Raw genomic sequence first — 21,852 nt, 5'->3', positions numbered from 1 at the left:
CGCCACCACCTTGCCGTCGCCCCCAGCCGCGCGCTTCAGCGCCGTGCCATCCACGCCTCGCGCGGACAGTCATAAAACTGCAACATAACGGGCGAGCAGGCAAGACAGGACAGGCAAGGCAAGACCGGATGGGCGAGACTGGACAGGCAACGCTGGGCCGAATCAGCCACCGAAGCCGAAATACCAGATCGCGAGCGGCAGGGTGGCGAGCAGCGCCATGGAGGCCAGGACCACGGCCCCATCCCGCGCCAGCACCCCCGCCGCGAAAAGCGCGATGACGGCGGAGGCGATGGAACCGGAGGTGGGGATCAGCTCCATCATCGGCATGAACAGCGTCAGCCCCAGGATCAGCACCAGGGGCAGCAGCAGCCAGGGGCGGTGCAGCAGCCAGGTTAGGCGCTGGCCGAGGAAGCGCTCCACGAAGCCGATCGGTTTACGCAGCCAGCCGATGCCCTTGCAGAGCTTGCTGGCGGAAAGCTGGCGGCGAGTGATGAAGCCCGGCAGCCAGACGCTGTCGCGCCCCAGGATCATCTGCGCCGCCAGGATGAAGACGATCACTGCCACGGTGGCCGTCAGGCCGGGGATGGCGCTGGCGGGGGAGACCGCGATGAGCGCGAAGACCAGCATCAGCGCCGCGAAGGACTGGTGCCCGAGCTTGTCGACCACATCCTGCACCGCAACGGTTTCGCCCTCTGCCAGGCTTTCCAGCTGGTCCAGGACGTCGCTGAGGCTATGGGTTTTCGCGCGGGCCATGCATCACCTGTTCTGCCGCAGAGCAACTCGGCGGCGGCCGGTCGGTTCCGCGCCGGTCCTGCGCCCACGCGGCGGTCGCGGCGCCGGCCCGGCTGTGCCATAAGCCCGCCGCAACCGTCCCAGACCCCGACCCGCCATGATCCGCCTCGACTCCATCAGCAAGCAGAACGGCCTGCAGATCCTCTTCATCGAGGCTTCCGCCGTGCTCCAGAGGGGCGAGAAGGTGGGGCTGGTCGGCCCGAATGGCGCGGGCAAGACCACCCTGTTCCGCATGATCATCGGCCGCGAGCCGCCGGATGAGGGGCAGGTTCTGGTCGATCGCGGCATCAGCATCGGCTTCTTCAGCCAGGATGTGGGCGAGATGTCGGGCCGCAGCGCGGTGGCGGAGGTGATGGACGGTGCCGGCGATGTCAGCACCGTGGCGGCGGAGCTGCAGGCGCTGGAGGCGGCGCTGGCCGATCCGGCGCGGGCCGATGAGATGGAGGCGCTGATCGAGCGCTTCGGCGAGGTGCAGGGCCGCTTCGAATCGCTCGGCGGCTATGCGCTGGAAGGCCGGGCGCGGGAGGTTCTGGCCGGCCTCAGCTTCAGCCAGGAGATGATGGAGGCCGATGTCGGCGCGCTGTCCGGCGGCTGGAAGATGCGGGTGGCGCTGGCGCGCATCCTGCTGATGCGCCCGGACGTCATGCTGCTGGACGAGCCGAGCAACCACCTGGACCTGGAAAGCCTGATCTGGCTGGAGCAGTTCCTGGCCGGCTATGACGGCGCGCTGCTAATGACCTCGCACGACCGCGAATTCATGAACCGCGTCATCAACAAGGTGATCGAGATCGATGGCGGCACGCTGACCAGCTATGCCGGCAACTACGAATTCTACGAACAGCAGCGCGCCATGGCCGAACGCCAGCAGCAGGCGCAGTTCGAGCGGCAGCAGGCGATGCTGGCCAAGGAGATCAAGTTCATCGAGCGCTTCAAGGCCCGCGCCTCCCACGCCGCGCAGGTGCAGAGCCGGGTGAAGAAGCTGGAGAAGATCGACCGCGTGCAGCCGCCGCGCCGGCGCCAGGCGGTGGCCTTCGAATTCCTGCCGGCGCCGCGCTCGGGCGACGACGTGGTGAAGCTGCGCAAGGTGCACAAGCGCTACGGCAGCCGCGTGATCTATGAGGGGCTGGACCTGCTGGTGCGGCGCCGCGAACGTTGCTGCGTGCTGGGCACCAATGGCGCCGGCAAGTCCACGCTGCTGAAGCTGGTGGCGGGATCGACGGAGCCGGATGAGGGGACGGTGGCGCTCGGCGGCAGCGTGCGGATGGGCTATTTCGCGCAGCACGCCATGGACCTGCTCGATGGCGAGCAGAGCGTCTTCGAGGCGCTGGAATCCGAATTCCCCCGCGCCGGCCAGGGCTCGCTGCGCACGCTGGCGGGCTGCTTCGGCTTCTCCGGCGACGATGTGGACAAGCGCTGCCGCGTGCTCTCGGGCGGGGAGAAGGCGCGGCTGGTGATGGCGAAGATGCTCTACGACCCGCCCAATTTCCTGGTGCTGGACGAGCCGACCAACCACCTGGACATGGCGACGAAGGAAATGCTGATCGCCGCCCTGGCGCAGTATGAGGGCACCATGCTCTTCGTCTCGCACGACCGGCACTTCCTCGCCGCGCTGTCGAACCGCGTGGTCGAGCTGACGCCGGAGGGCGTGCACGAATATGGCGGCGGCTACACCGAATATGTCGCACGCACCGGGCATGAGGCGCCGGGGCTGCATAGCTGAGGCGCCCGCGCGGCGTGGCGCGGGGCGGTCCGCGCTGGCTCAGAGCGAACTGCCGCCACAGATCACCATCTGCTGCCCGGTGATCGCGCCGGCCTCCGGGCCCAGCAGGAAGGCGGTCAGCGCCGCGACCTCCTCGGGCTGGATATAGCGGCCGATCGGCGGCAGCTTCGGCGCCACCGCGCTGCGTGCCGGGTCCAGCAGCATCGGCGTTTCGGTCGCCGCCGGGGCCACGACATTGGCGGTGATGCGGCGTGGCGCCAGCTCGATCGCCCAGGACCGGGCCATGGCGACCAGCGCGGCCTTGGTGGCCGCATACTGGCTGCGCCCCGCCGCCCCCGCCGCCGTGCGGCTGCCGATCAGGACGATGCGCCCCCCATCGGGCATCTGCGGCACCAGATGGTCCGCCAGCAGCGCCGCCGCTTCGACATGCAGACGCCACAGCACCCGCCCCGCCTCGGCATCCAGCGTGCCGAGCAGGCCGCCGCGCATCAGCCCGGCCGCATGCACGAAGGCCGTCGGATTCAGCCCGGCCAGGGCGGCGGCCAGGGCCTTGGGCAGCGCGGCCGTGTCCAGCAGGTCCAGGCCGAGATGCCGATAGCCCGGCTCCGCCAGGCCGGGATTGCTGCGGCTGATCCCGGTGACGCGCCAGCCTTCCCTCAGCAGACGCGCGACGATCGCCGCGCCGATGCCGGAACTGGCGCCGGTGACGATCGCATGGCCGGCGGCGGTGTCTGGCATCATGCGGGCTCTTCCCTTCTCGCGCGTGCGGTGCGCTTGACAGCGCGACCGCCCGACGGATAGCAATTCAGCATAATTCGAACAAGTGATCGCATTCCGATCAAATGGGCAGGGGAGGCGCGACCATGGATGGACCACCGGCCCGCGCCGAGAACCCGAAAAACCTCGTCCAATCCGTCGCCAAAGCCTTCGCCGTGCTGAAGGCCTTCGGCCCCGATCGTCCCGAACTCACCGTGGCCGAGGTGGCGGCGCAGACCGGGCACGACCGCGGGACCGCCTTCCGCCTGGTGCATACGCTGGCGGACCTCGGCTATCTGCGCGCAGTCCCGGAGGGGCGGCGCTTCCGGCTGACGCTGAAATGCCTCGAACTCGGCTATGCCGCGCTCTCCGCCGGCGACCTGCCCACCCATGCGCGGCCGCTGCTGCGGGACCTGGTGCCGGGGGTGGCCGATGCGGGCTCCCTCGGCGTGGTGGAGAAGGGGGAGGTCATCTACCTGGCGCGCGTCGAGGCGGGGCTGGAGCGGCATGGCGTGGTGCGCCGCCCGGGCACGCGCATCGGCGCCTATGCCACGGCGCTCGGCCAGGCGATCCTGGCCTGGCTGCCGCGGGAGGCGCAGGTCGCGCAGCTCGAAAGCGTGCCGCGCGTGAAGCTTTCCGATCGCACGCTGATCGACCTCGATGCGCTGCTGGCGCGGCTCGATGAGGTGCGGGCGCGGGGCTATGCGGTCTCGGATGGCGAGAATGCCTATGGGCTGCGCACCGTCGCCGCGCCCGTGCTTGACGCGCGCGGGGCGCCGGCGGCGGGCGTCAGCCTGACCATCGGCAGCGACCGCCTGCCGCTGGCCGAGTTCATCACGCTGACCGCACCGCATGTCCGCGCCCTGGCCGAGGAGCTGTCCACCGGCCTGCGGCTGTCCTTCGGCACCATCGGCCCGGCCGCGACCCCGCGATGACCCGGCCGATCCTGCGCCTACTGGCCGATGACCTGACCGGCGCCCTGGATTCCGCGGCGGAGCTGACCGGCCTTTGCGGACCGGTGCCCCTGCGCTGGACCGATGGCGCGGCGCCGGCCGGCAGCCTCGCCATCGATACCGGCACGCGGGAGGTTGCGCGCGAGAAGGCGGTGGTCAGGCTGCGCCGGATGGCCCCGCATTGGCGCGGTGCCGATATCGCCTTCAAGAAGATCGACAGCCTGCTGCGCGGCCATGTGGCGGCGGAGCTCGCGGCCTGCATGGCGATGGGGGCCTGGCACCATGTCGTGCTCGCCCCGGCCTTTCCCGCGCAGGGCCGCATCACGCGCGAGGGCCATGTGCTGGTGCGGCAGGCGGAGGGTGGCTTCCGCGCGCTCGCGCCCAGCCTGCCGGAACTGCTGGCGGGGGAGGGGCTGCAGCCGCAGCGCGGCCAGCCGGGCGGGCCTTTGCCGCCGGGCCTTTCGATCTTCGATGCGGAGGAGGAGGCCGATCTCGCCGCGGTGGTGGCGCTCGGCCGCACCGCTTCGGCGCCCGTGCTCTGGTGCGGCAGCGGGGGCCTGGCGCGCGCGCTGGCGGCCTCGGCGCCGGCTTGCACCAGCCAGGCGCTGCCGCGGCCGGTGCTCGGCCTCTTTGGCTCCGACCAGCCGGCCACGGCGCGGCAGCTTGCGGCCTGTGGCGAGCAGGCGCTGCGTATCGCGGGCGGCGACGATGCGGTGGCCGCGCGCATCGGCGCCATGCTGCGCGATCAGGGCGTTGCGATGGTGGGCATGGACCTGCCCGGCGGCCTGGCGCGTGACGTCGCGGCAGCGCGCATCGCCGGCATCCTGAACGACCTCATCCCGCGCCTGCCGGCACCGACCACGCTGGTCGCCGCGGGGGGCGAGACGCTGCGCGCGATCTGCGAGGCAGCGGGCGCCAGCGGGCTGCAGGCGGTGGGCCTGGTTCAGCCCGGCGTGCCGCGCTCCGTCCTTCGTGGCGGGGCCTGGGATGGCGTGACGGTCGTCTCGAAGTCCGGCGCCTTCGGCAGCGATGCGCTGTGGCGCGACCTTCTCGCGGAGCCTGTCACGATGTCCTGGAGCCTGTCCGCATGACGCCGCTTCCCCTCGCGATCACCATGGGCGACCCGGCGGGCATCGGGCCGGAGATCATCGTCAAGGCCTGCGCGGCGCTGCGGGACCGGATCGCGTCCGGCGCGCTGCGCCTGCTGATCATCGGCAGCGGCGCGGCGCTGCTGCAGGCGCGCGACGCCTTCGCGGCAGGGCTCGCCATGCCGGAGGTGACGGCGGAACAGGACGACTGGCCGCCGCTCGCCTTCCTGCAGGCGGGGGCGGAGGGCGCGCCGATCAGGCCGGGCGTGCTGAGCGCCGATGGCGGCCGCTTCGCCTACCTCGCCATCGAGCATGGCGTGCGCCTGGCGCAGGCGGGCCGCGTCGGCGCCATCGTCACCGCGCCGCTGAACAAGGAAGCGCTGAACAAGGCCGGCTACCACTATGCCGGCCATACCGAGATGCTGGCCGAACTGACGGGCGTGAAGGGCAGCGTGATGCTGCTGGCGCATGGCAATATGCGCGTCAGCCACGTCACCACCCATTGCGCGCTGGAGGATGTGCCGAAGCGCGTCACGCCGGCACGCACCCGCCTGGTGCTGGAGCTGACGCAGCAGGCGTTGCGCGGCCTGGGCATCCCGAACCCGCATATCGCCGTCGCCGCGCTGAACCCGCATGCGGGGGAGGGCGGGCTGTTCGGCCGGCAGGATATCGATGTGGTCGCGCCGACCATCGCCCAGGCGGTCGCGGACGGGATGCGCGTGACCGGACCGGTGCCGGGCGACACGGTCTTCGTGAAGCTGCGCGCCGGCCAGTTCGACGCCGTCGTCGCCATGTATCACGACCAGGGCCATATCCCCGTGAAACTGCTGGGCTTCCATGTCGATCCCGCCACGGGCAAGTGGGATGCGCTGTCGGGGGTGAACATCACGCTCGGCCTGCCGGTGATCCGCACCTCGGTCGACCACGGCACGGCTTTCGACATCGCCGGCCAGGGCATCGCCAGCGAGCGCAGCCTGATCGAAGCCATCGAATACGCCGAACTGCTGGCTGCGCATCGCGCGAGCGCCTGAGGACAGGATCATGACGGAGCTTCTGTATCCCATCGACATCGACCGCCCCCGCCGCATCGCCTTCGGTGCCGGCCAGGTTGCCACCGTCGGGACCTGGGCGAGGGAACAGGGCATCACGCGCAGCCTGGTGATCGCGGATGCCTTCAATGCCGCGCGCATCGACTTGCTCGGCCTGCCGGGCGAGGTGACGGTCTTCGGCGCGGTGAAGCCGGAGCCGGACATCCCCAACCTCGATGCGGCGCTGGACGTCGCGGCGCGGACGCGGCCGCAGCTCGTCATCGGCTTCGGCGGCGGCAGCGCCATGGACCTGGCCAAGCTGGTCGCCGTGTTGCCGGGAAGCGGCCAGTCGCTGCAGGATGTGGTGGGGCCGGAAAAGGTCGCCGGCCGCAGCATGGCCCTGGTGCAGGTGGCGACCACCTCCGGCACCGGCAGCGAGGCCGGATCGCGCGCCCTGGTCACGGATACGGCCACGCAGAACAAGCTGGCGGTGCAGAGCCGCCACATGATCGCCGATCTCGCGGTGGTCGATCCGGACCTGACGATGACCGTGCCCCGCGCTGTGACCGCGGCAACGGGCGTCGATGCGCTGGCGCATTGCGCCGAAGCCTTCACCAGCCGCAAGGCGCATCCGCTGATCGATCTCTATGCGCTGGAAGGCATCCGCCTCGTCGGCCGCTTCCTCGGCCGCGCGGTAGCCGATGGCAGTGACCGGGAAGCGCGGGCGGGGCTGGCGCTGGCCTCGCTCTATGGCGGCTTCTGCCTCGGCCCGGTCAATACCACGGCGGGCCATGCGGTGGCCTATCCGCTGGGCACGCGGCACCACATTCCGCACGGCCTGGCCTGCGCGGTGATCTTCCCGCACACCCTGGCCTTCAATGCGGAGGCGGTGCCGGAGAAGACGGCGCTGGTGCTCGAGGCGCTGGGGGCTGGGGGCGCGCGCGACGTGCTGGCGGCGAGCCATGGCTGGTGCGCCGCGCTCGGCATCGAGATGCGCCTCTCGCGCCTTGGTGTGCCGGAGGAGGACCTGCTCACCATGGCGACGGAGGCGCATGCCATCCGCCGCCTGCTCGACAACAACCCGCGCGAGATGAGCCGCGAGCAGATCCTCGCGATCTATCGCGCGGCGCTGTGAGGAGGCCGCAATGCCCGATGCCGCCGGCCTGATCGAACGCCCCGAGATCCTGGCCCCCGCCGCCGGCGATCCGGCGCGGATCGAGGCCTTCATCCCGACGCCCTGCGTGCAGAACCACGCCGCCTTCCTGCTGCCGCTAAAGGGCGGCGAGATGGGCTGCGTCTGGTTCGGCGGTACGCAGGAGGGTGTGCCGGATATCTCCGTGCAATTCTCGCGCCTCGGCGCCGGGGCGGATCGCTGGTCGCCGGCGGTGCGGCTCTCGGACGACCCGACGCGGTCGGAGCAGAACCCGCTGCTGTTCAAGGCACCGGACGGCCGGCTGTGGCTGCTGTGGACCGCGCAGATTTCCGGCAACCAGGATACCGCCATCATCCGGCGCCGCATCTCGGCGGATGAAGGGCGCAGCTGGGGCCCGATCGAGACGCTGTTCGGCGAGCAGCCAGGCTTCGGCACCTTCATCCGCAGCCCGATCCTGGTGCTGGACAATGGCGACTGGCTGCTGCCGATCTGGCGCTGCACCAAGCCGCCCCAGGGCGCCTGGACCGGCGACCTCGATACCAGCTCGGTGATGATTTCCTCGGATGGCGGCGCCACCTGGTCCGAGCATGCCGTGCCGTCCAGCACGGGCTGCGTCCATATGAGCCTCGTCGACCTGCGCGACGGCACGCTGGTGGCTTTCTTCCGCAGCCGCTGGGCGGATTCGATCTACCGCAGCCACTCGGCCGATGGCGGCCGCAGCTGGTCCGCGCCGGTGCCGACGGAGCTGCCGAACAACAATTCCTCCGTGATGGCGACGCGGCTTTCGGATGGAAGGCTGGCGATGGTCTACAACCATTCCAGCGCCGCCGATGCGACCGATCGGCGCGTTTCGCTCTACGACGATATCGGCGAGGAGAACCTCACGCCGGCCGCACCCTCCAGCGGGCGCAGCGCCTTCTGGGGTGCGCCGCGGGCGCCGATGACGCTGGCGATCTCGGCCGACCGGGGAGAAACCTGGCCGGTCCGCCGCAACCTCGAGACCGGCGATGGCTACTGCATGACGAACAATTCGAAGGACCGGCTGAACCGGGAATTCTCCTACCCGTCGCTGTGCCAGACGGCGGATGGCATGCTGCACATCGCCTATACCTATTGGCGGCAGGCCATCAAATATGTCCGCGTCGCGCCGGACTGGGCGAAGGGAGACGGTGCATGACCGCGCTGCATCCGCGCGGCGTGTTCAGCGCCGCCCTCACGCCGATCACCGAGACCTTCGCGCCCGACCACGCGCTGTTCATCGCGCATTGCCGCCGCCTGCTGGCGGAAGGCTGCGATGGCATCGCGCTGCTCGGCACGACGGGGGAGGCGAATTCCTTCTCCTCCGACGAAAGGCGCGCGCTGCTGGAGGCGGTGGTGGAAGCCGGCATCGCGCCGGCGCAACTGCTGCCCGGCACGGGCGTGGCCGCGGTGACGGAGACGGTGGCGCTGACGCGCCACGCGCTGTCGCTGGGCGTCACCACCGTGGTGATGCTGCCGCCCTTCTACTACAAGGCGCCGACCGAGGACGGCCTTTTCGCCGCCTATGCCGAGGTGGTGGAACGCCTGGCCGATCCGCGGCTGCGCATCGTGCTGTACCACATTCCGCAGATGTCGGCGGTGCCGATCCCCTTTCCCGTCATCGCGCGGCTGCGCGAGGCCTATCCGGGCGTCTTCACCGGCATCAAGGATTCCGCCGGCGACCTTTCGCATATGGAGGCGCTGGTCACGTCCTTCCCGGGCCTCGCCGTGCTGGCGGGCGCGGATCCGCTGATGCTGCCGCTGCTGCGCAAGGGTGGCGCGGGCTGCATCACGGCCACCTCCAATCTCGTCGCGTCCGATCTCGCCTTCGTCTTCCGGCACTTCGCCGATCCGGCCCGCGTGGCGGAGGTCGAGGCGGCGCAGGCGCGCATCGTCGCCATGCGCAACCGTGCCTCCCGCTTCGCGCAGATGGCCTCGTTGAAGGCGTTGCTGATGCAGCGCACCGGGGAGGCGGGCTGGCAGCGGCTCCGTCCGCCCCTTCTGCCCCTGTCCAGCGCGGACCGAAGCGCGCTGCTGGAGAACTGATCCATCAACCGGCCGCGCAACTGCGCGCCCATTCAGGAGGAAGCAAACCATGAAAAGACGTCACCTTCTGGCCGCGGCGGGCGGCATCGGCCTGCTGGCGGCGCCTGCCGTGCGGGCCCAGGACGCCTGGCCTCGCGGCCGGCCGATCCGCGTGATCTGCCCCTGGCCGCCGGGGGCCGCGAATGATGCTCTGGCGCGGCTGCTGGCGCAGAAGCTGCAGGAAAAGCTCGGCGCGGTGGCGGTGGCGGAGAACCGCACCGGCGGAGCCGGCCTGGTCGGCACCAATGCGGTGCTGCAGGCGGCCCCCGATGGCTTCACGCTGCTGGCTTCCGCCTTCAATACCGCCGTCATGCCGCTGGTGCTGAAGGGCGCCACCTTCGATCCGCAGCGGGACCTGGAGGTGATGGCCCGCACGGCGCAGGCGCCGCTGGTGATGGTGATGACCGGCCAGCGCCCGCAGCGCACCCTGGCCGAGGTGATCGAGGCGGCGAAGGCCAATCCGCGCGACTGGAATTTCGCGATCTCCTCCCTCGGCTCCGCGGGCCATCTGGCGACCATCGAGTTCCTGCGCCGCACCGGCCTCGACATCAACCTGGTCACCTATCGCGGCACCCAGCCGGCGCTGACCGACCTGATGGGCGGCAATGTCCAACTGCTGATCGACCCCAGCTTCGCGCTGCTGCCGGCCACCGGCGATGGCCGGGTGCGCGCGCTCGGCATCGCGACGGCGGAGCGGTCGGTCCTGGCGCCGACCGTGCCCACCATGGCGGAAGCGGGCCTCCCCTCCTATCAGTTCCAGTCCTGGTACGGTGTCTGGGCGCCAAAGGGCACGCCGGCGGAGATCTGCCAGCGCGTGAATGCGATGATGCAGGAGACGATGCGCGAGCCCGCGATCGTTGAGCGGTTGAAGTCCCAGGTGCTGGAGCCTGTGACGGAGAGCATCGAGCAGACGCGTCGCTTCATCAGTGCCGAGATCGCGCGCGCGACGGAACTGCTGCGCAGCGTCAACTACCAGCCCGAATAGGTACCCGCTGCGGCGGCGGCAGTCTCCCGCGCGGCCATCTACACGCGGCGGTGCGGCGCACCAGATAGGGATCGGGGCGCCTCGCCCCGGTCGCAAGCTGGAGATGACGATGCGCCCCCCGGAGAGCATGAGGATCCCCGTTGCAGCAGGCGCGGCAGGGGCCAACTTTCTTGGATAGGCGCCGGCTTCTGACGCTTGCCGCTGCCTTTCCCGCGCTTGCCTCGCTGCCCTGGCTTGCCGGCTGCATGGGAGGTTCCCGCGCCAGCGAGGCCTGGCCGGTGAGCGACCATTTCGACGGCTCGCGTTTCTTCAACCCGGGCGGTGCGCCGCCACGGCGCCTGCTGGACGTGGCGCGATGGCAGCTCGGCCGGGGCGGGGATGACTGGCCGGACCGTTTCCCGAGCCCCTTTCCGCCGGACCGGCCGCCACTGCGCGTGGAGGGCGCGGCGCTCAGGGTCAGCTTCGTCGGCCATGCCAGCTTCCTGCTGCAGGGGGCGGGTCTGAACATCCTGACCGACCCTGTTTGGTCCGAACGTGTCAGCCCCTTCAGCTTCCTGGGCCCGCGACGCGTCAATCCGCCCGGCATCGCCTTCGACGACCTGCCGCCGATCGACGTCGTGCTGGTGTCGCATGGCCATTACGACCATCTGGATGTCGAGACGCTGACCCGGCTCTGGCGGCGCGACCGGCCGCGCATCATCGCCCCGCTCGGTCATGAATCGACCATCCGCGGCCAGGATGCGGACATCGCCGTCACCACCGCGGATTGGGGCGATGCGGTGCCGCTTGGGCCCGGCGTGGACGCGGTTCTGGAGCAGGTGCACCACTGGACGGCGCGCGGGGTGCTGGACCGCAACCACGCGCTCTGGTGCGGCTTCGTGCTGCGCGGCCTGGGCGAGGGCGTCTTCTTCGCCGGCGATACCGGCTTCGACCAGGGGCGCCCCTTCCAGCGCGTGGCCGAGCGGCACGGCCCGCTCGGCCTCGCGCTGCTGCCGATCGGCGCCTATGAGCCGCGCTGGTTCATGGCGGACCAGCACATGAATCCCGCGGATGCCGTGCGCGGCTTCGGCCTGCTGGGGGCGCGCCAGGCGCTGGGCTTCCATTGGGGCACCTTCCGCCTGACCGATGAGGGCATCGAGCAGCCGCCGGCCGACCTGGCCGCGGCGCTACGTGAGGAGGGTGTGGATCCGGCGCGCTTCCTGGCCATGCGGCCGGGGCAGGTCTGGCCGCGCGCCTCGGCAGCCTGAAGCGCGTAGTTTAGCCGGTCATCCTCGGCAGCAGGATGTCCTTGATGATCCGGGCCGATTCCGCCCGCAAGCTGGGCAGGAAGGTGCTGGTGTAGATCAGCCGCAGCGAGGCCAGGAAAGACCTGTTCTGCTGGAAGAAGCGGTAGTCCTCGGCCGGCTTGTCGCGGAAGTAGTGCTCCAGGAAGCGCTCCAGCAGCCGAAGGCCCTCGGCATTCGGGATCTTGGTCGCCATCTCGCAGATCCCGGTCTCGGGATAGCCATAGATGGAGCAGAGAAGGCCGATGTCGAACAGGTAGTGCCCGCGCGACAGGTCGCCCATGTCGATGATCACCGGCTCCCCGTCGTGAATCATGATATTGCTGGTGTGCAGGTCGAAATGGACGCAGGTCCCGGCGTCCGGGATCGTCTCCAGCAGCCGGTGCAGCAGGGCTATCTCCTCGGGTGAGAGGAAGAAGTCCATCTGCCCGATATGGTGCCGGAAGTTCGCCTTGATGTCGGGGAAGATCGCCGGATCGGCCGGCGTCTGGTGAACCGTGCCGGCGACCTGCGCCAGAAGCTGGGCATGGCGGTCGATGTTCTGCAGGTCGTTCCGGATGATGGCGCTGAACAGGGTCGCGTCCAGCATCTCATAGACCACGCCGGTGCGCGGGCCGCAGGCGACCACGTCGAAGGAGATTGCGGTGGGGATGCCCAGCACGAAGGCCGCCTTCGCGTATTGCTTCTCCTTCTCCGCGATGTCGGCGCCGATTCCTTCCCGGTACAGCTTCACGATCGTCTCGGGGTCCATGCGATAGCATTCGCCGCAGACGCCGGCGGAGAGGAATTCCAGTCCCTCCAGCGAGATGCTGCGCACCTTGGGCCGGCTGGGGATCAGCTTGGAGAAGCCGGTCATGTCCAGGATGTCCTGGATATCACGGCTCACATTGGTCAGCAGCATGGTGCCCTCGACCGCTGCCAGGCGCTTCCTTGCGCGCAGGAACTCCCTCAGCCCGGCGCTGGAGACGTAGTGGCAGGCGTCGAGATCGAGGACGAGGTGCCGCACCCCGTCCAGATCCATCTCCTGGCCCAGCCGGGGCGCCGTACTGGTGTCCAGCCGCCCGGCCAGGGCCATGGTCAGGCTGTCGCCCTCGCGCTGCGCGGTGATCTGCATGGCTTCAAGGTCCCGTCATTCGGTGAAACGCTAATGCAAGGCCGGCCATTCCGCCACGCTGCTCTTCCCGGTCTGCGGGTCAGCTCTGGGACAGGGTCCGCGCCTTCGGCCAGGCGCCCTCGCTCAGCATCTCCGCCACGCAATCCCGCATCAGGCTGCTGAGGCGCGCCACGGCATCCGACCCCGCGCGGCCCTTGGCGCGCGCCAGGTAGCGCTGGATCTGCAGGCCGGCGATCGGCACCGCCACAAGCCGTCCGGCCGCGACCTCGGCCTGGGCGACGGCGGCCACATCGATCATCGGGCCCACGCCGGCCAGCACCAGTTGCACGCCGACCGCGGCCGTATCGACCTGCGCCAGCACGTCGAAGGCCTGGCCCATCTGCGCCTGCGCCGCGATCAGCACGCGCTGCATCGGCCCATCCGGCGGGCCGGTCAGCACCAGGGGCAGGCCCGCCAGCGCGGCCGGCTCCAGACCCGCCTCGCCCATCAGCGGGTCGCCGGGCCGGCCGATCAGGCAGAGCGGTTCCTCCAGCAACGGCGCCAGCAGGAAGTGCCGCGGATCCGTCGGCCCGTTGAGGATGGCGATATCCACGCGTCCCTCATGGATCCAGCTTTCCAGCACGGGGCTTGCGCCGGTCGTGATGCGCAGGCGAATGCGCGGATAGCGCCGCAGGCAGAGCGCGGCGAAGCGCCCGCCGAAAAGCCCGGCGACGCTGGGGGAGAAGCCGAGGGTGACCGTCCCCTGCGGCTCCGTCCGCAGGGCGCGTGATTCCGTCGCCAGGGCCTCGGCCTCCGCGATCAGCGCCTCGGCCCGGGCGAGCAGGACCTCGCCCTCCGCGGTGAGCGACACGCCGCGGGCGTGGCGGTCCAGCAGCCGCAGGCGCAGCTCCGCCTCCAGCTTGGCGATCTGCCGGCTGAGCGCCGGCTGGGCCACGCGCAGATCGGCCGCGGCCCGCCCGAAATGGCGGTGGCGGCTGACGGCGGCGAAGTAGCGCAGCTGACGCAATTCCATCCGGTTGGCCTTCCCATGCCGTTTCGGCATGAACCCTTTCGCCCGATTGTCTTGGACTGGGAAGGCCTGATGGACCGAGGCTGCCGTCCAATAAAAGCCGCCCGCCTTCGCGCAGGGCTTGGCACGGAGGAGACCACCCATGGACGACCCGGCAGGGCAGGCGCCCCATTTTCGCAATCCGGCATCGAGGGTCCCGGCGCTGCCGCGCCGCGCGGCCCTTCTTGCCATGCCGGCTTTGCTGGGCCTGGCGGGCCGGCAGGCCCAGGCGCAGGAGGCCTGGCCGAGCCGGCCCATCAGCGTCGTCGTGCCGGGCCCGCCTGGCGGCACCGGCGATGTCATCATCCGCGGCATGGTCCCCACGCTTAGCCAGGCGCTCGGCGTTCCCATCGTCGTCGAGAACCGGCCGGGCGCGAATGGCGAGGTCGGCACGCGCTACGTCGCCCGCAGCGCGGCGGATGGCTATACGCTGCTGCTGGGCTCCATCGGCCATTTCGCCATCAACTTCGCCCTGCGCCCCAATCTCAGCTACGATCCGGTGCGAGACCTGGATACGGTGACGCTGGCCGCCACCACGCCCAATGTGCTGGTGGTCAATCCCCGCGTCGTGCCCGCCACCGACCTGCCGGGCCTCGTCGCCTGGCTGCGCAGCCGCGGCGACCAGGTCTCCTATGCGACCAGCGGCATCGGCTCCTCGGACCATCTGACGGCGGAGCTATTCAAGTCGCTGACCGATACGAAGATGCAGCACGTGCCCTATCCGGGCGGGCCGCCGGCGCTGACCGACCTGCTGGGCGGCAATGTGCAGATGGCCTTCTTCAACCTGGGCAATGTCGCCACCCATGTGCGGGAGGGCCGGCTGCGTGCCATCCTCATCACCTCGCGCGAACGCGCGCCCTTGCTGCCGGAGGTGCCGAGCGGCGTGGAGCTCGGCCTGCGCGACCTGGTCGTGACTTCCTGGCAGGGTTTTGCCGTGCCCGCCGGCACGCCCGCGCCGATCGTCGCGCGCCTGCACCGGGAGCTGGCGGCGGCGCTGCGGAACGAGACGGTGGTCAGCCGCATGGGCAGCCTGGGCTTCAACATCACCGCCAGCACGCCGGAGGAGTTCCGCACTTTCCAGCTGGCGGAGATCCAGCGCTGGCGATCCCTGATCGACCGCCAGGGCATCCGCGCGGAATGACGGCGGAGGCCTTGCTGCTGGCGGTGGGCAACCACCTGCAGGGCTTGCCGCGCCACCATGAATTGGCCGGGCGCGGCGCGCGGCTGCTGGGTGCGGTCCGCACCGCACCGTCCTACCGCCTGCTGGCGCGTGGCGCGGCGCCACCCTTCAATCCGGGCCTGGTCGAGGCCGGCGCGGGCGCCGGCGCCAGCATCGGCGGGGAGCTCTATGCGCTGCCCGAGGAGGCGATCGCGGAGCTTGCCGCGCTGGTTCGCGCGCCGATCCGGCTGGGCCAGGTGGCGTTGCAGGATGGGCGGATGGTGCACGGCTATCTCTGCGATCCCGCCGCCGCCGCCGCGGCGCAGGACATCAGCGATCTCGGCGACTGGCGCGCCTTCCTCGCCATGGCAGGAGCCTGAGGGCATGCGCGCCGTCTTCGTGCTTTTCGACAGCCTCAACCGGCACATGCTGGGCTGCTATGGCGGCACGCGGGTGCCGACGCCGAATTTCGACCGGCTGGCCGCGCGATCGGTGCGGTTCGACAACCACCATGTCGGCAGCCTGCCCTGCATGCCGGCGCGGCGGGACATGCTGACGGGGCGCCTGTCCTTCCTGCATCGCTCCTGGGGGCCGCTGGAGCCCTTCGACGATGCCTTCCCGGAAATCCTGGCGAAGACGGCCGGCACCTACAGCCACCTCGTCACCGACCATTTCCACTACTGGGAGGATGGCGGCGCCACCTACCATACCCGCTACGACAGCCACGAGTTCATCCGCGGCCAGGAAGGCGATGCCTGGAAGGCCATGGTGCAGCCGCATTGGGACCGGCTGCGGGAGATGGTGCACGCGAAGCAGTTCAGCAGCGCGCGCCGCGACAAGCGCGCCAACGACATCATCAATCGCCAGTTCATCCGGGAGGAAAAGGACTTCCCCTCGGCGCAGTGCATGGCAGCCGGGCTCGACTTCCTGGCGCGCAATGCGGGGGCCGACAACTGGCTGCTGCAGATCGAGACCTTCGATCCGCACGAGCCCTTCCATGCGCCGGCCCGCTTCCGCGAGGCCTTCCCGACCGACTACCGCGGCCCGGTGCTCGACTGGCCGCGCTATGGCCGCGTCGACGAACTGCCCGAGGAATGCGAGGAGCTGCGCGCCAACTACTACGCCACCGTCGCGCATTGTGACGAATTGCTGGGCCGGCTGCTCGAAGTCTTCGACGCGCGCGACCTGTGGAAGGACACGGCGCTGGTGGTCACGACCGACCACGGCTTCCTGCTCGGCGAGCATGACTTCTGGGCCAAGAACCGCATGAACCTTTATCGGGAGGTGGAGCACATCCCGCTGCTGGTGCATGACCCGCGCGCGCCGGCCAGCCAGGGTGAAAGCTGCGCCGCGCTGACCCAGACCATGGACCTGGCCGCGACCTTCCTCGACCTGTTCGATGTCCCGCCCACGCCAGCCATGGAAGGCATCCCGCTGCGCGTGACGCGCGCGGGCGGGCAGCGGCGGGACGCGCTGCTCTTCGGCTATTTCGGCGGCGCGGTGAACGTGACCGATGGCCGCTTCACCTACCACCGCTTCCCACCCGACCTGCGACGCCAGGAGATCTACCAATACACGCTGATGCCCACCCACATCATGATGCCCTTCACGGTGGAGGAACTGGCGGATATCCGCATCGCCGGACCGCTGCCCTTCACCAAGGGGGCCAAGGTGATGCAGGTGCCGGTCATCGCGCGTTCGCCCATGTTCGACCGCTACGGCCCCGGCGCGCTGCTGGAGGATGAGACACGGCTCTATGACCTGGCCGCCGATCCCGGCCAGGCGAGGCCGCTGCGCGATGCCGCGACCGAGGCGCGGCTGGTGGCGCTGATGCGCGGCCTGATGGCGGCGAACAATGCGCCGCCCGAGGCTTTCATCCGATTGCAGCTGGCGCCGCCGTAACCTGCGACGCTACCCGGCCCGAGCCCGGATGGCGGCGTAGAGCGCCTCGATCCCGTGCATGAGATCCGCAATCTCCATCGCCTCGCGCGGATTGTGGCTGCCGTGCCGGTTGCGCACGAAGACCATGGCGGCCGGAATGCCGCGGCGCGCGAATTCCGCCGCGTCATGGCCGGCGCCGGAGACCATGCTGTGCGGCTCCGGCAGCGCCGCCTCGATCGCCAGGCGGCCGTCCTCGTCCAGCAGGATGGGCGCCGCTTCCACGCGGCGGCCGAGATCGAAGGTGACGCCGCGCGCTCGGCCGATATCGGAACAGCGGCGCGCCAGGAAGCTGCGCATGCCGTCCAGCGTCGCCGCATCGGCGCTGCGGATATCCAGGCTGAAGATCAATTCGCCGGGGATGCGCGTCGGCGCGCTGACCTCGGCCTCGGTCGCCATCATGCCCGCGGTCACCACCAGATCGACGCCTTCCTGCAGGCTGCGGGCCCAGAGACCGTCGAGATCCATCAGCAGTTCCGAAACCGCCATGGCCGGGTCGCGGCGCAGGTGGCGCGGCACCACGCCGGAATGTCCGGCCTCCCCGGTGCAGCGGGCGCGGGGGAAACGGATATGGCCGCGCACGGCACCGACCGCCGCCGCGGGCAATTCGCGGTCCACCAGCACCGGCCCCTGCTCGATATGCAGTTCCCAGAACATCGTCGTGCGCTGCACCTCGGGCAGCGGGACCCCGGCGCCGGCCGCTGCCGGGCTGAAGCCCTCGGCCGCCAGGTGGTCCGCCAGGCTGCGGCCGCTGTCCCGCCGCGGCGTTGCGAGTTCGGCGGCATCCAGCGCCCCGAAGGCGGCGCGGCTGCCGACATAGGGGGCGCCGAACCAGGGCGATTCCTCGCCGCGTAGCGCCACCGCGCGCAGCGGCAGGCCGTCGCGGGCCGCGCGCAGGGCGCAGACCAAGCCGGCCACGGCGCCGGCCGCGCCATCGTAATTGCCGCCCTGCGGCACGGAATCCAGGTGCGAGCCGCTGGCCATGGCCGGCCGGTCGTCCAGGCCGGGCGGGGCAAGCCAGAGATTGCCCACCGCATCCACATGCCGCCGCAGGCCATGCGCCTCCCCGGCCTCGGCCAGCATGGCGTGGCAGGCGGTCTCCTGCGGCGACCAGGCCGGGCGGGTGACGCCGCCGGCGGGATCGGCCGAGAGGCGGCGGAAGCCGTCCAGAAGGCGCTGGGCCAGCGCGGCTTCCTCGATGGCGGGCGCGGCTTGGCGCCGTGCGGGCAGGCTGCTCATTCGGCGGCCATCCCCGTGACCTGGCGCGGCAGCGCGACGCCGACCAGATCGCCGATGCGCGTGATGCCCTTGCGCTGGCAGAATTCCTCCAGCCCCTCCAGCACCTGCGGCATGGCGACGGGGTGGATGAAGCTGGCGGTGCCCACCTGCACGGCGGATGCGCCGGCCATCAGGGATTCCACCGCATCCGCCGCGTTCATGATGCCGCCGACGCCGATGATGGGGATGCGGACGGCCTGGGCGCATTGCCAGACCAGGCGCAGCGCGATGGGCTTGAAGGCGGGGCCGGAAAAGCCGCCCATGCCGGCGCCCAGCTTCGGCCGACCGGTCTCGATATCGATCGCCAGGCCCAGGATGGTATTGGCCACCACCAGGACTTCCGCGCCCGCCGCCTCGCAGGCGCGCGCGACGGCGGCGATGTCGCCCGTATTGGGCGAGAGCTTGACCCAGAGCGGCAGGGACGACGCGCGGCGCAGGGCGGCAACCGCCGCCGCGGCCGTCTTCGGCAGCATGGCGAAGGCGCGGCCATCCTCCTCCAGGTTGGGGCAGGAGATATTGGCCTCGATGGCGGCGATGCCGGGCGTGCGCGCCAGGCGGGCCGCGGCCCTGGCGAATTCCGCGACGGTGGGCGCCGAGAGGCTGACCACCAGCGGCGCCGCGAAACGCCGCCATTCCGGCATGCCGTGTTCGATGAAGTGGTCCAGCCCCTTGCCCGGGATGCCGATGGAATTCAGCAGCCCGTTCTCCGTCTCCGCCACGCGCGGCAGGGCATTGCCTTCGCGGAATTCCGGCGTGATGGATTTGGTCACCAGCGCGCCGAGGCGATCGAGGTCGAAGGCCTGCGCCAGTTCCGGGCCGAAGGTGCCGGAGGCCGGCATGATCGGATTGGCCAGGGTCAGCCGGCCCAGCCGGACCGAGAGATCGACTACCATGCCAGGGCCTGCTGCAGGTCGAAGACCGGGCCTTCGGTGCAGACGCGCTGCTGCGCCACGCTGCCATCGGCCAGGCGGATCGGGCGGACGCAGCAGAAGCACATGCCGAGTCCGCAGCCCATCTGCTGTTCCAGCGCGACCTCTCCGGGGATGTCGTATTCGGCGGCCAGGCGCTGCAGCAGCTGGAACAGGCGGTTCGATCCGCAGGTGAAAACCGCATCCGGGCGGGCGGTCGCGAAGCGCCGGCGCAGCAGCGCCTCCACCGCCGGGGGTTCGGACGTCCCGTCCGTGTCGTAGACCGCGTCGATGATGGCGCCGCTGCCGCCGGCGAATTCGGCCGCCATCAGATCCTCCGGCGCCCGTGCGGACAGCACGGCCTGCACGGCGATGCCACGCGCCGCCGCCGCTTCCGTCAGCGGCGCCAGCGTGGCCAGGCCGACGCCCCGCGCCAGGATCAGGATGCGGCGCCAGCCAGGTCGCAGGGTGAAGCCCTGGCCGAGTGGACCGACCAGGCTCAACTGGTCCCCCGCGCGCAGCCGGGCGAGGGCGGAGGTGCCCAATCCCTTCACATGCAGCAGGAAGCCCAGCCTGCCCTCGGCGCCGATGCGCCAGACGCTCATCGGCCGGCGCAGGAAGGGGCCGTTGCCGGCCGCGTCTCGGCAGAGCAGGTGGTAGAACTGACCCGGCCGCGTGCGGGCCGCGAGGTCCGGGGCCGCGACCTCCAGCCGATGGTAGCGGCGGCCGACCGCCGCGCTTTCCACGACAGCGCAGGTTCGGTCAGCGACGGCAAATCCCGCGGATCCAAGGTCCATGGAGCAGTCCACGCAATTGGATCAGTCCATGGTTGTGGATTTGCGGCGCGCCTGTCAAGGCGAATCGGCGGCCTGGCCGGTCTTGCGCAGCAGGTCCCGCAGCAGCGCCGCCGCCGAAGGCCCCTGCAGCGCGCGCGCCCAAAGCTGCTTCGCCAGCCGTTCATACAGGCTCACCGTCGCCGGTTCCGCGGTAACGGTGGCGATGCCGAAGGTGACATTGGGGTGGTCGGCCAGGCGGAAGGGGCTGATGCAGGCCAGGGTCCGGCCACTGCGGAGGCGGACGAGCTGGAAGGTCCCGCTCGGTGGCGCGGCTTCCAGCAGGCCGACCTGCACGCCGATCGGCGAGGTCTCCAGCAGCCGGGCCAGGTTCTCCACCTCCTCCCGCGCCCAGCCTCGGCGTTCCGCCTGCACCTCCCTCGGCATATCGTCCCGGCCCACCAGCCCGGTGCGCAGCAATTGCGCCAGCTGCGGCAGGGCGACCATGCTGCTGACCACTGGGGTGCGGCCGGTCAGCCGCCGCTGCTTCAGCACCTCCAGCGCGGTTTCCGCGGCGGCCAGGGCCTCGGCATCCCCGGCCAGGCTCTCGCGCAGCATGATGTCCAGCCGCGCGAGGTAGGAGGAGGAGGTCAGCAGGATGGAGACCGGCTCGAAATAGGCCACCACATGCTCGGCCTCGGCCTCCAGCTGGCGCATCCGTTCGAAGAAGGCGGCGCCGGTGGAGAAATGCTCCACCTCAATGCCGAGAACCGCGGCGAGGGAGACGCCGAACATCTCCGCCATCGCCTCCAGCAGGTCGAGCCGGGTGATGCCGTCCTTCTCGTATTTGTAGAGCCCGGCCCGGGAAATGCCGAGGCGGCCGGCCACCTCCTCCGGCGACAAGCCGCTGCCAAGTCGCCAGGCGCGCAGCCGCTCGCCGATCTGGCGCGGATCGATCGCCATCAATGCCTCAAGCCGGGAAGACTGGGCGGGAGCATAGCAGGCGTGGCGGCAGCGCCCCAGGGCCGGTGCCGGAACTTACGCGCAGGGGGGGGCCTGCCGAACGGGCAGCCATCCGGCCCGACCCGATTCATCGACGCGGCCTGTCGGCTAAAGCGCCGCCACCCAGTCCCGCACCAGGCTGAGATCCTGCTGCGACAGGCCGTGCCCGGCCGGCAGGTCCCGATGCGTCACGCTGGCCCCGGCGCCTTGCAGCTGGGTGGCCAGGGCGCGGCTGTTCTCCGCCGGCACGATCGGGTCCATCAGGCCGGAGAGCAGCAGCACGGGCGTGCCTTTCAGCGGACCGGCCGGCGCATCGGCGAAGGGCACCATGGCGCGCAGCAGCGCGGCACCCCGCAGCAGGCCGGGATGGCGCAGCAGCAGGGCGGCGGCGATGTTGGCGCCGTTGGAGAAGCCCACCGCCACCAGCGGCGCCAGGCCGTGCCGCTGCTGCGCATCACGGATGAAGGCCGCGAGGTCATCGGTGCGGGCGCGCAGATCGGCCTCGTCGAAGACGCCTTCCGCCAGGCGGCGGAAGAAGCGCGGCATTCCGCGTTCCAGCACCTGGCCGCGCGGCGAGAGCAGCGCGGCGCCAGGGGCCACGATGCGGCCCACCGGCAGCAGGTCCGTCTCGTCGCCGCCGGTGCCGTGCAGCAACAGAAGGGGCGGTCGGGTGGCGTCGGTGGCGGGTTCGTAGTGGTGGATGAAGTCGCTCGTCGTGCTCATGGCGCGCATTCCTCGGCGCCCCCGCCGTGTGGGCGGGGGCGGTGACAG

At 70.7% G+C, this 21,852-nt stretch carries 21 protein-coding genes; 12 read left to right on the top strand and 9 right to left on the bottom strand.

The genetic code is table 11. The features are described from left to right. Positions 1-162: 162 nt before the first annotated feature. Positions 163-753, bottom strand: a complete 591-nt coding sequence (locus J3S20_RS24370) for an exopolysaccharide biosynthesis protein (protein ID WP_216839487.1) — start codon at positions 751-753, stop codon at positions 163-165. Positions 754-889: 136 nt separating this feature from the next. Here J3S20_RS24370 and J3S20_RS24365 point away from each other — a divergent pair, with 136 nt between their 5' ends. Next, the gene (locus tag J3S20_RS24365) at positions 890-2,512 is read left to right on the top strand and encodes an ABC-F family ATP-binding cassette domain-containing protein (RefSeq protein ID WP_216839484.1); all 1,623 of its coding nucleotides are present in this window, start codon (positions 890-892) and stop codon (positions 2,510-2,512) included. Between the two features lie 39 nt (positions 2,513-2,551). Here the strand turns inward: J3S20_RS24365 and J3S20_RS24360 are convergent, their stop codons facing one another. Continuing rightward, positions 2,552-3,253 carry an SDR family NAD(P)-dependent oxidoreductase gene (locus tag J3S20_RS24360; protein WP_216839482.1) on the bottom strand — a complete coding sequence of 234 codons (702 nt, stop codon included), beginning with the start codon at positions 3,251-3,253 and terminating at the stop codon, positions 2,552-2,554. A gap of 122 nt (positions 3,254-3,375) precedes the next feature. On the opposite strand from J3S20_RS24360, the gene J3S20_RS24355 reads away from it, so the two are divergent. The 8 genes from J3S20_RS24355 to J3S20_RS24320 all read left to right on the top strand — a co-directional run bounded on the left by J3S20_RS24355 (position 3,376) and on the right by J3S20_RS24320 (position 11,825). Beyond that, positions 3,376-4,203 carry an IclR family transcriptional regulator gene (locus J3S20_RS24355; protein ID WP_246603228.1) on the top strand — a complete coding sequence of 276 codons (828 nt, stop codon included), beginning with the start codon at positions 3,376-3,378 and terminating at the stop codon, positions 4,201-4,203. After that, entirely contained in the window at positions 4,200-5,312 is a 1,113-nt protein-coding gene (locus J3S20_RS30975) for a four-carbon acid sugar kinase family protein (RefSeq protein WP_216839479.1), read from the top strand. Before J3S20_RS24355 ends, J3S20_RS30975 begins: the two co-directional genes overlap by 4 nt. After that, complete coding sequence (gene pdxA / locus J3S20_RS24345; protein ID WP_216839477.1) at positions 5,309-6,340, top strand: 4-hydroxythreonine-4-phosphate dehydrogenase PdxA; 1,032 nt, start codon at positions 5,309-5,311, stop codon at positions 6,338-6,340. Before J3S20_RS30975 ends, pdxA begins: the two co-directional genes overlap by 4 nt. Positions 6,341-6,350: 10 nt before the next feature. Next, complete coding sequence (locus tag J3S20_RS24340) at positions 6,351-7,472, top strand: iron-containing alcohol dehydrogenase (protein WP_216839475.1); 1,122 nt, start codon at positions 6,351-6,353, stop codon at positions 7,470-7,472. A 10-nt stretch (positions 7,473-7,482) separates the two neighbouring features. Next, positions 7,483-8,667, top strand: coding sequence for a sialidase family protein (locus J3S20_RS24335; protein WP_216839473.1), 1,185 nt, complete (start codon positions 7,483-7,485; stop codon positions 8,665-8,667). Beyond that, positions 8,664-9,554: a dihydrodipicolinate synthase family protein gene (locus J3S20_RS24330; RefSeq protein ID WP_216839469.1), complete on the top strand. Its 891-nt coding sequence runs from the start codon at positions 8,664-8,666 to the stop codon at positions 9,552-9,554. Before J3S20_RS24335 ends, J3S20_RS24330 begins: the two co-directional genes overlap by 4 nt. A gap of 49 nt (positions 9,555-9,603) precedes the next feature. Then, a complete protein-coding gene (locus J3S20_RS24325) occupies positions 9,604-10,578 on the top strand; it encodes a Bug family tripartite tricarboxylate transporter substrate binding protein (protein ID WP_216839467.1) in 975 nt (324 codons plus the stop codon). A gap of 245 nt (positions 10,579-10,823) precedes the next feature. Further along, positions 10,824-11,825, top strand: a complete 1,002-nt coding sequence (locus tag J3S20_RS24320; RefSeq protein ID WP_216839465.1) for an MBL fold metallo-hydrolase — start codon at positions 10,824-10,826, stop codon at positions 11,823-11,825. Between the two features lie 10 nt (positions 11,826-11,835). Here the strand turns inward: J3S20_RS24320 and J3S20_RS24315 are convergent, their stop codons facing one another. Next, positions 11,836-12,975 (bottom strand): anti-sigma factor antagonist, encoded by a 1,140-nt coding sequence (locus J3S20_RS24315; RefSeq protein ID WP_216839463.1) that lies wholly within the window; start codon positions 12,973-12,975, stop codon positions 11,836-11,838. Between the two features lie 79 nt (positions 12,976-13,054). Beyond that, on the bottom strand, positions 13,055-13,987 hold the full coding sequence (locus J3S20_RS24310) for a LysR family transcriptional regulator (protein WP_216839461.1): 933 nt from the start codon (positions 13,985-13,987) through the stop codon (positions 13,055-13,057). 139 nt (positions 13,988-14,126) lie between these two features. Here J3S20_RS24310 and J3S20_RS24305 point away from each other — a divergent pair, with 139 nt between their 5' ends. The 3 genes from J3S20_RS24305 to J3S20_RS24295 are packed head-to-tail and all read left to right on the top strand — an operon-like array spanning position 14,127 to position 17,084. Beyond that, positions 14,127-15,164: a Bug family tripartite tricarboxylate transporter substrate binding protein gene (locus tag J3S20_RS24305; RefSeq protein WP_216839459.1), complete on the top strand. Its 1,038-nt coding sequence runs from the start codon at positions 14,127-14,129 to the stop codon at positions 15,162-15,164. Continuing rightward, a complete protein-coding gene (locus J3S20_RS24300; RefSeq protein ID WP_216839457.1) occupies positions 15,161-15,562 on the top strand; it encodes an allophanate hydrolase-related protein in 402 nt (133 codons plus the stop codon). Before J3S20_RS24305 ends, J3S20_RS24300 begins: the two co-directional genes overlap by 4 nt. A gap of 4 nt (positions 15,563-15,566) precedes the next feature. Beyond that, positions 15,567-17,084, top strand: a complete 1,518-nt coding sequence (locus J3S20_RS24295) for a sulfatase (RefSeq protein ID WP_216839455.1) — start codon at positions 15,567-15,569, stop codon at positions 17,082-17,084. Positions 17,085-17,093: 9 nt separating this feature from the next. Here J3S20_RS24295 and J3S20_RS24290 read toward each other — a convergent pair whose 3' ends face one another. The 5 genes from J3S20_RS24290 to J3S20_RS24270 all read right to left on the bottom strand — a co-directional run bounded on the left by J3S20_RS24290 (position 17,094) and on the right by J3S20_RS24270 (position 21,804). Beyond that, entirely contained in the window at positions 17,094-18,359 is a 1,266-nt protein-coding gene (locus J3S20_RS24290; RefSeq protein WP_216839453.1) for a Zn-dependent hydrolase, read from the bottom strand. Beyond that, positions 18,356-19,291, bottom strand: coding sequence for a dihydroorotate dehydrogenase (locus J3S20_RS24285; RefSeq protein ID WP_216839450.1), 936 nt, complete (start codon positions 19,289-19,291; stop codon positions 18,356-18,358). Before J3S20_RS24285 ends, J3S20_RS24290 begins: the two co-directional genes overlap by 4 nt. Then, the gene (locus tag J3S20_RS31185) at positions 19,285-20,052 is read right to left on the bottom strand and encodes a dihydroorotate dehydrogenase electron transfer subunit (RefSeq protein ID WP_216839447.1); all 768 of its coding nucleotides are present in this window, start codon (positions 20,050-20,052) and stop codon (positions 19,285-19,287) included. Before J3S20_RS31185 ends, J3S20_RS24285 begins: the two co-directional genes overlap by 7 nt. A 105-nt stretch (positions 20,053-20,157) precedes the next feature. Further along, the gene (locus J3S20_RS24275) at positions 20,158-21,042 is read right to left on the bottom strand and encodes a helix-turn-helix domain-containing protein (protein ID WP_216839446.1); all 885 of its coding nucleotides are present in this window, start codon (positions 21,040-21,042) and stop codon (positions 20,158-20,160) included. A gap of 147 nt (positions 21,043-21,189) precedes the next feature. After that, positions 21,190-21,804, bottom strand: coding sequence for an alpha/beta hydrolase (locus J3S20_RS24270; protein WP_216839444.1), 615 nt, complete (start codon positions 21,802-21,804; stop codon positions 21,190-21,192). Positions 21,805-21,852: the final 48 nt, after the last annotated feature.

It is taken from the genome of Falsiroseomonas tokyonensis (assembly GCF_019024325.1).
GTDB lineage: Bacteria > Pseudomonadota > Alphaproteobacteria > Acetobacterales > Acetobacteraceae > Falsiroseomonas > Falsiroseomonas tokyonensis.
The sequence above is the reverse complement of the archived record's forward strand: the minus strand, read 5'-3'. Positions and strand labels throughout refer to the sequence as shown.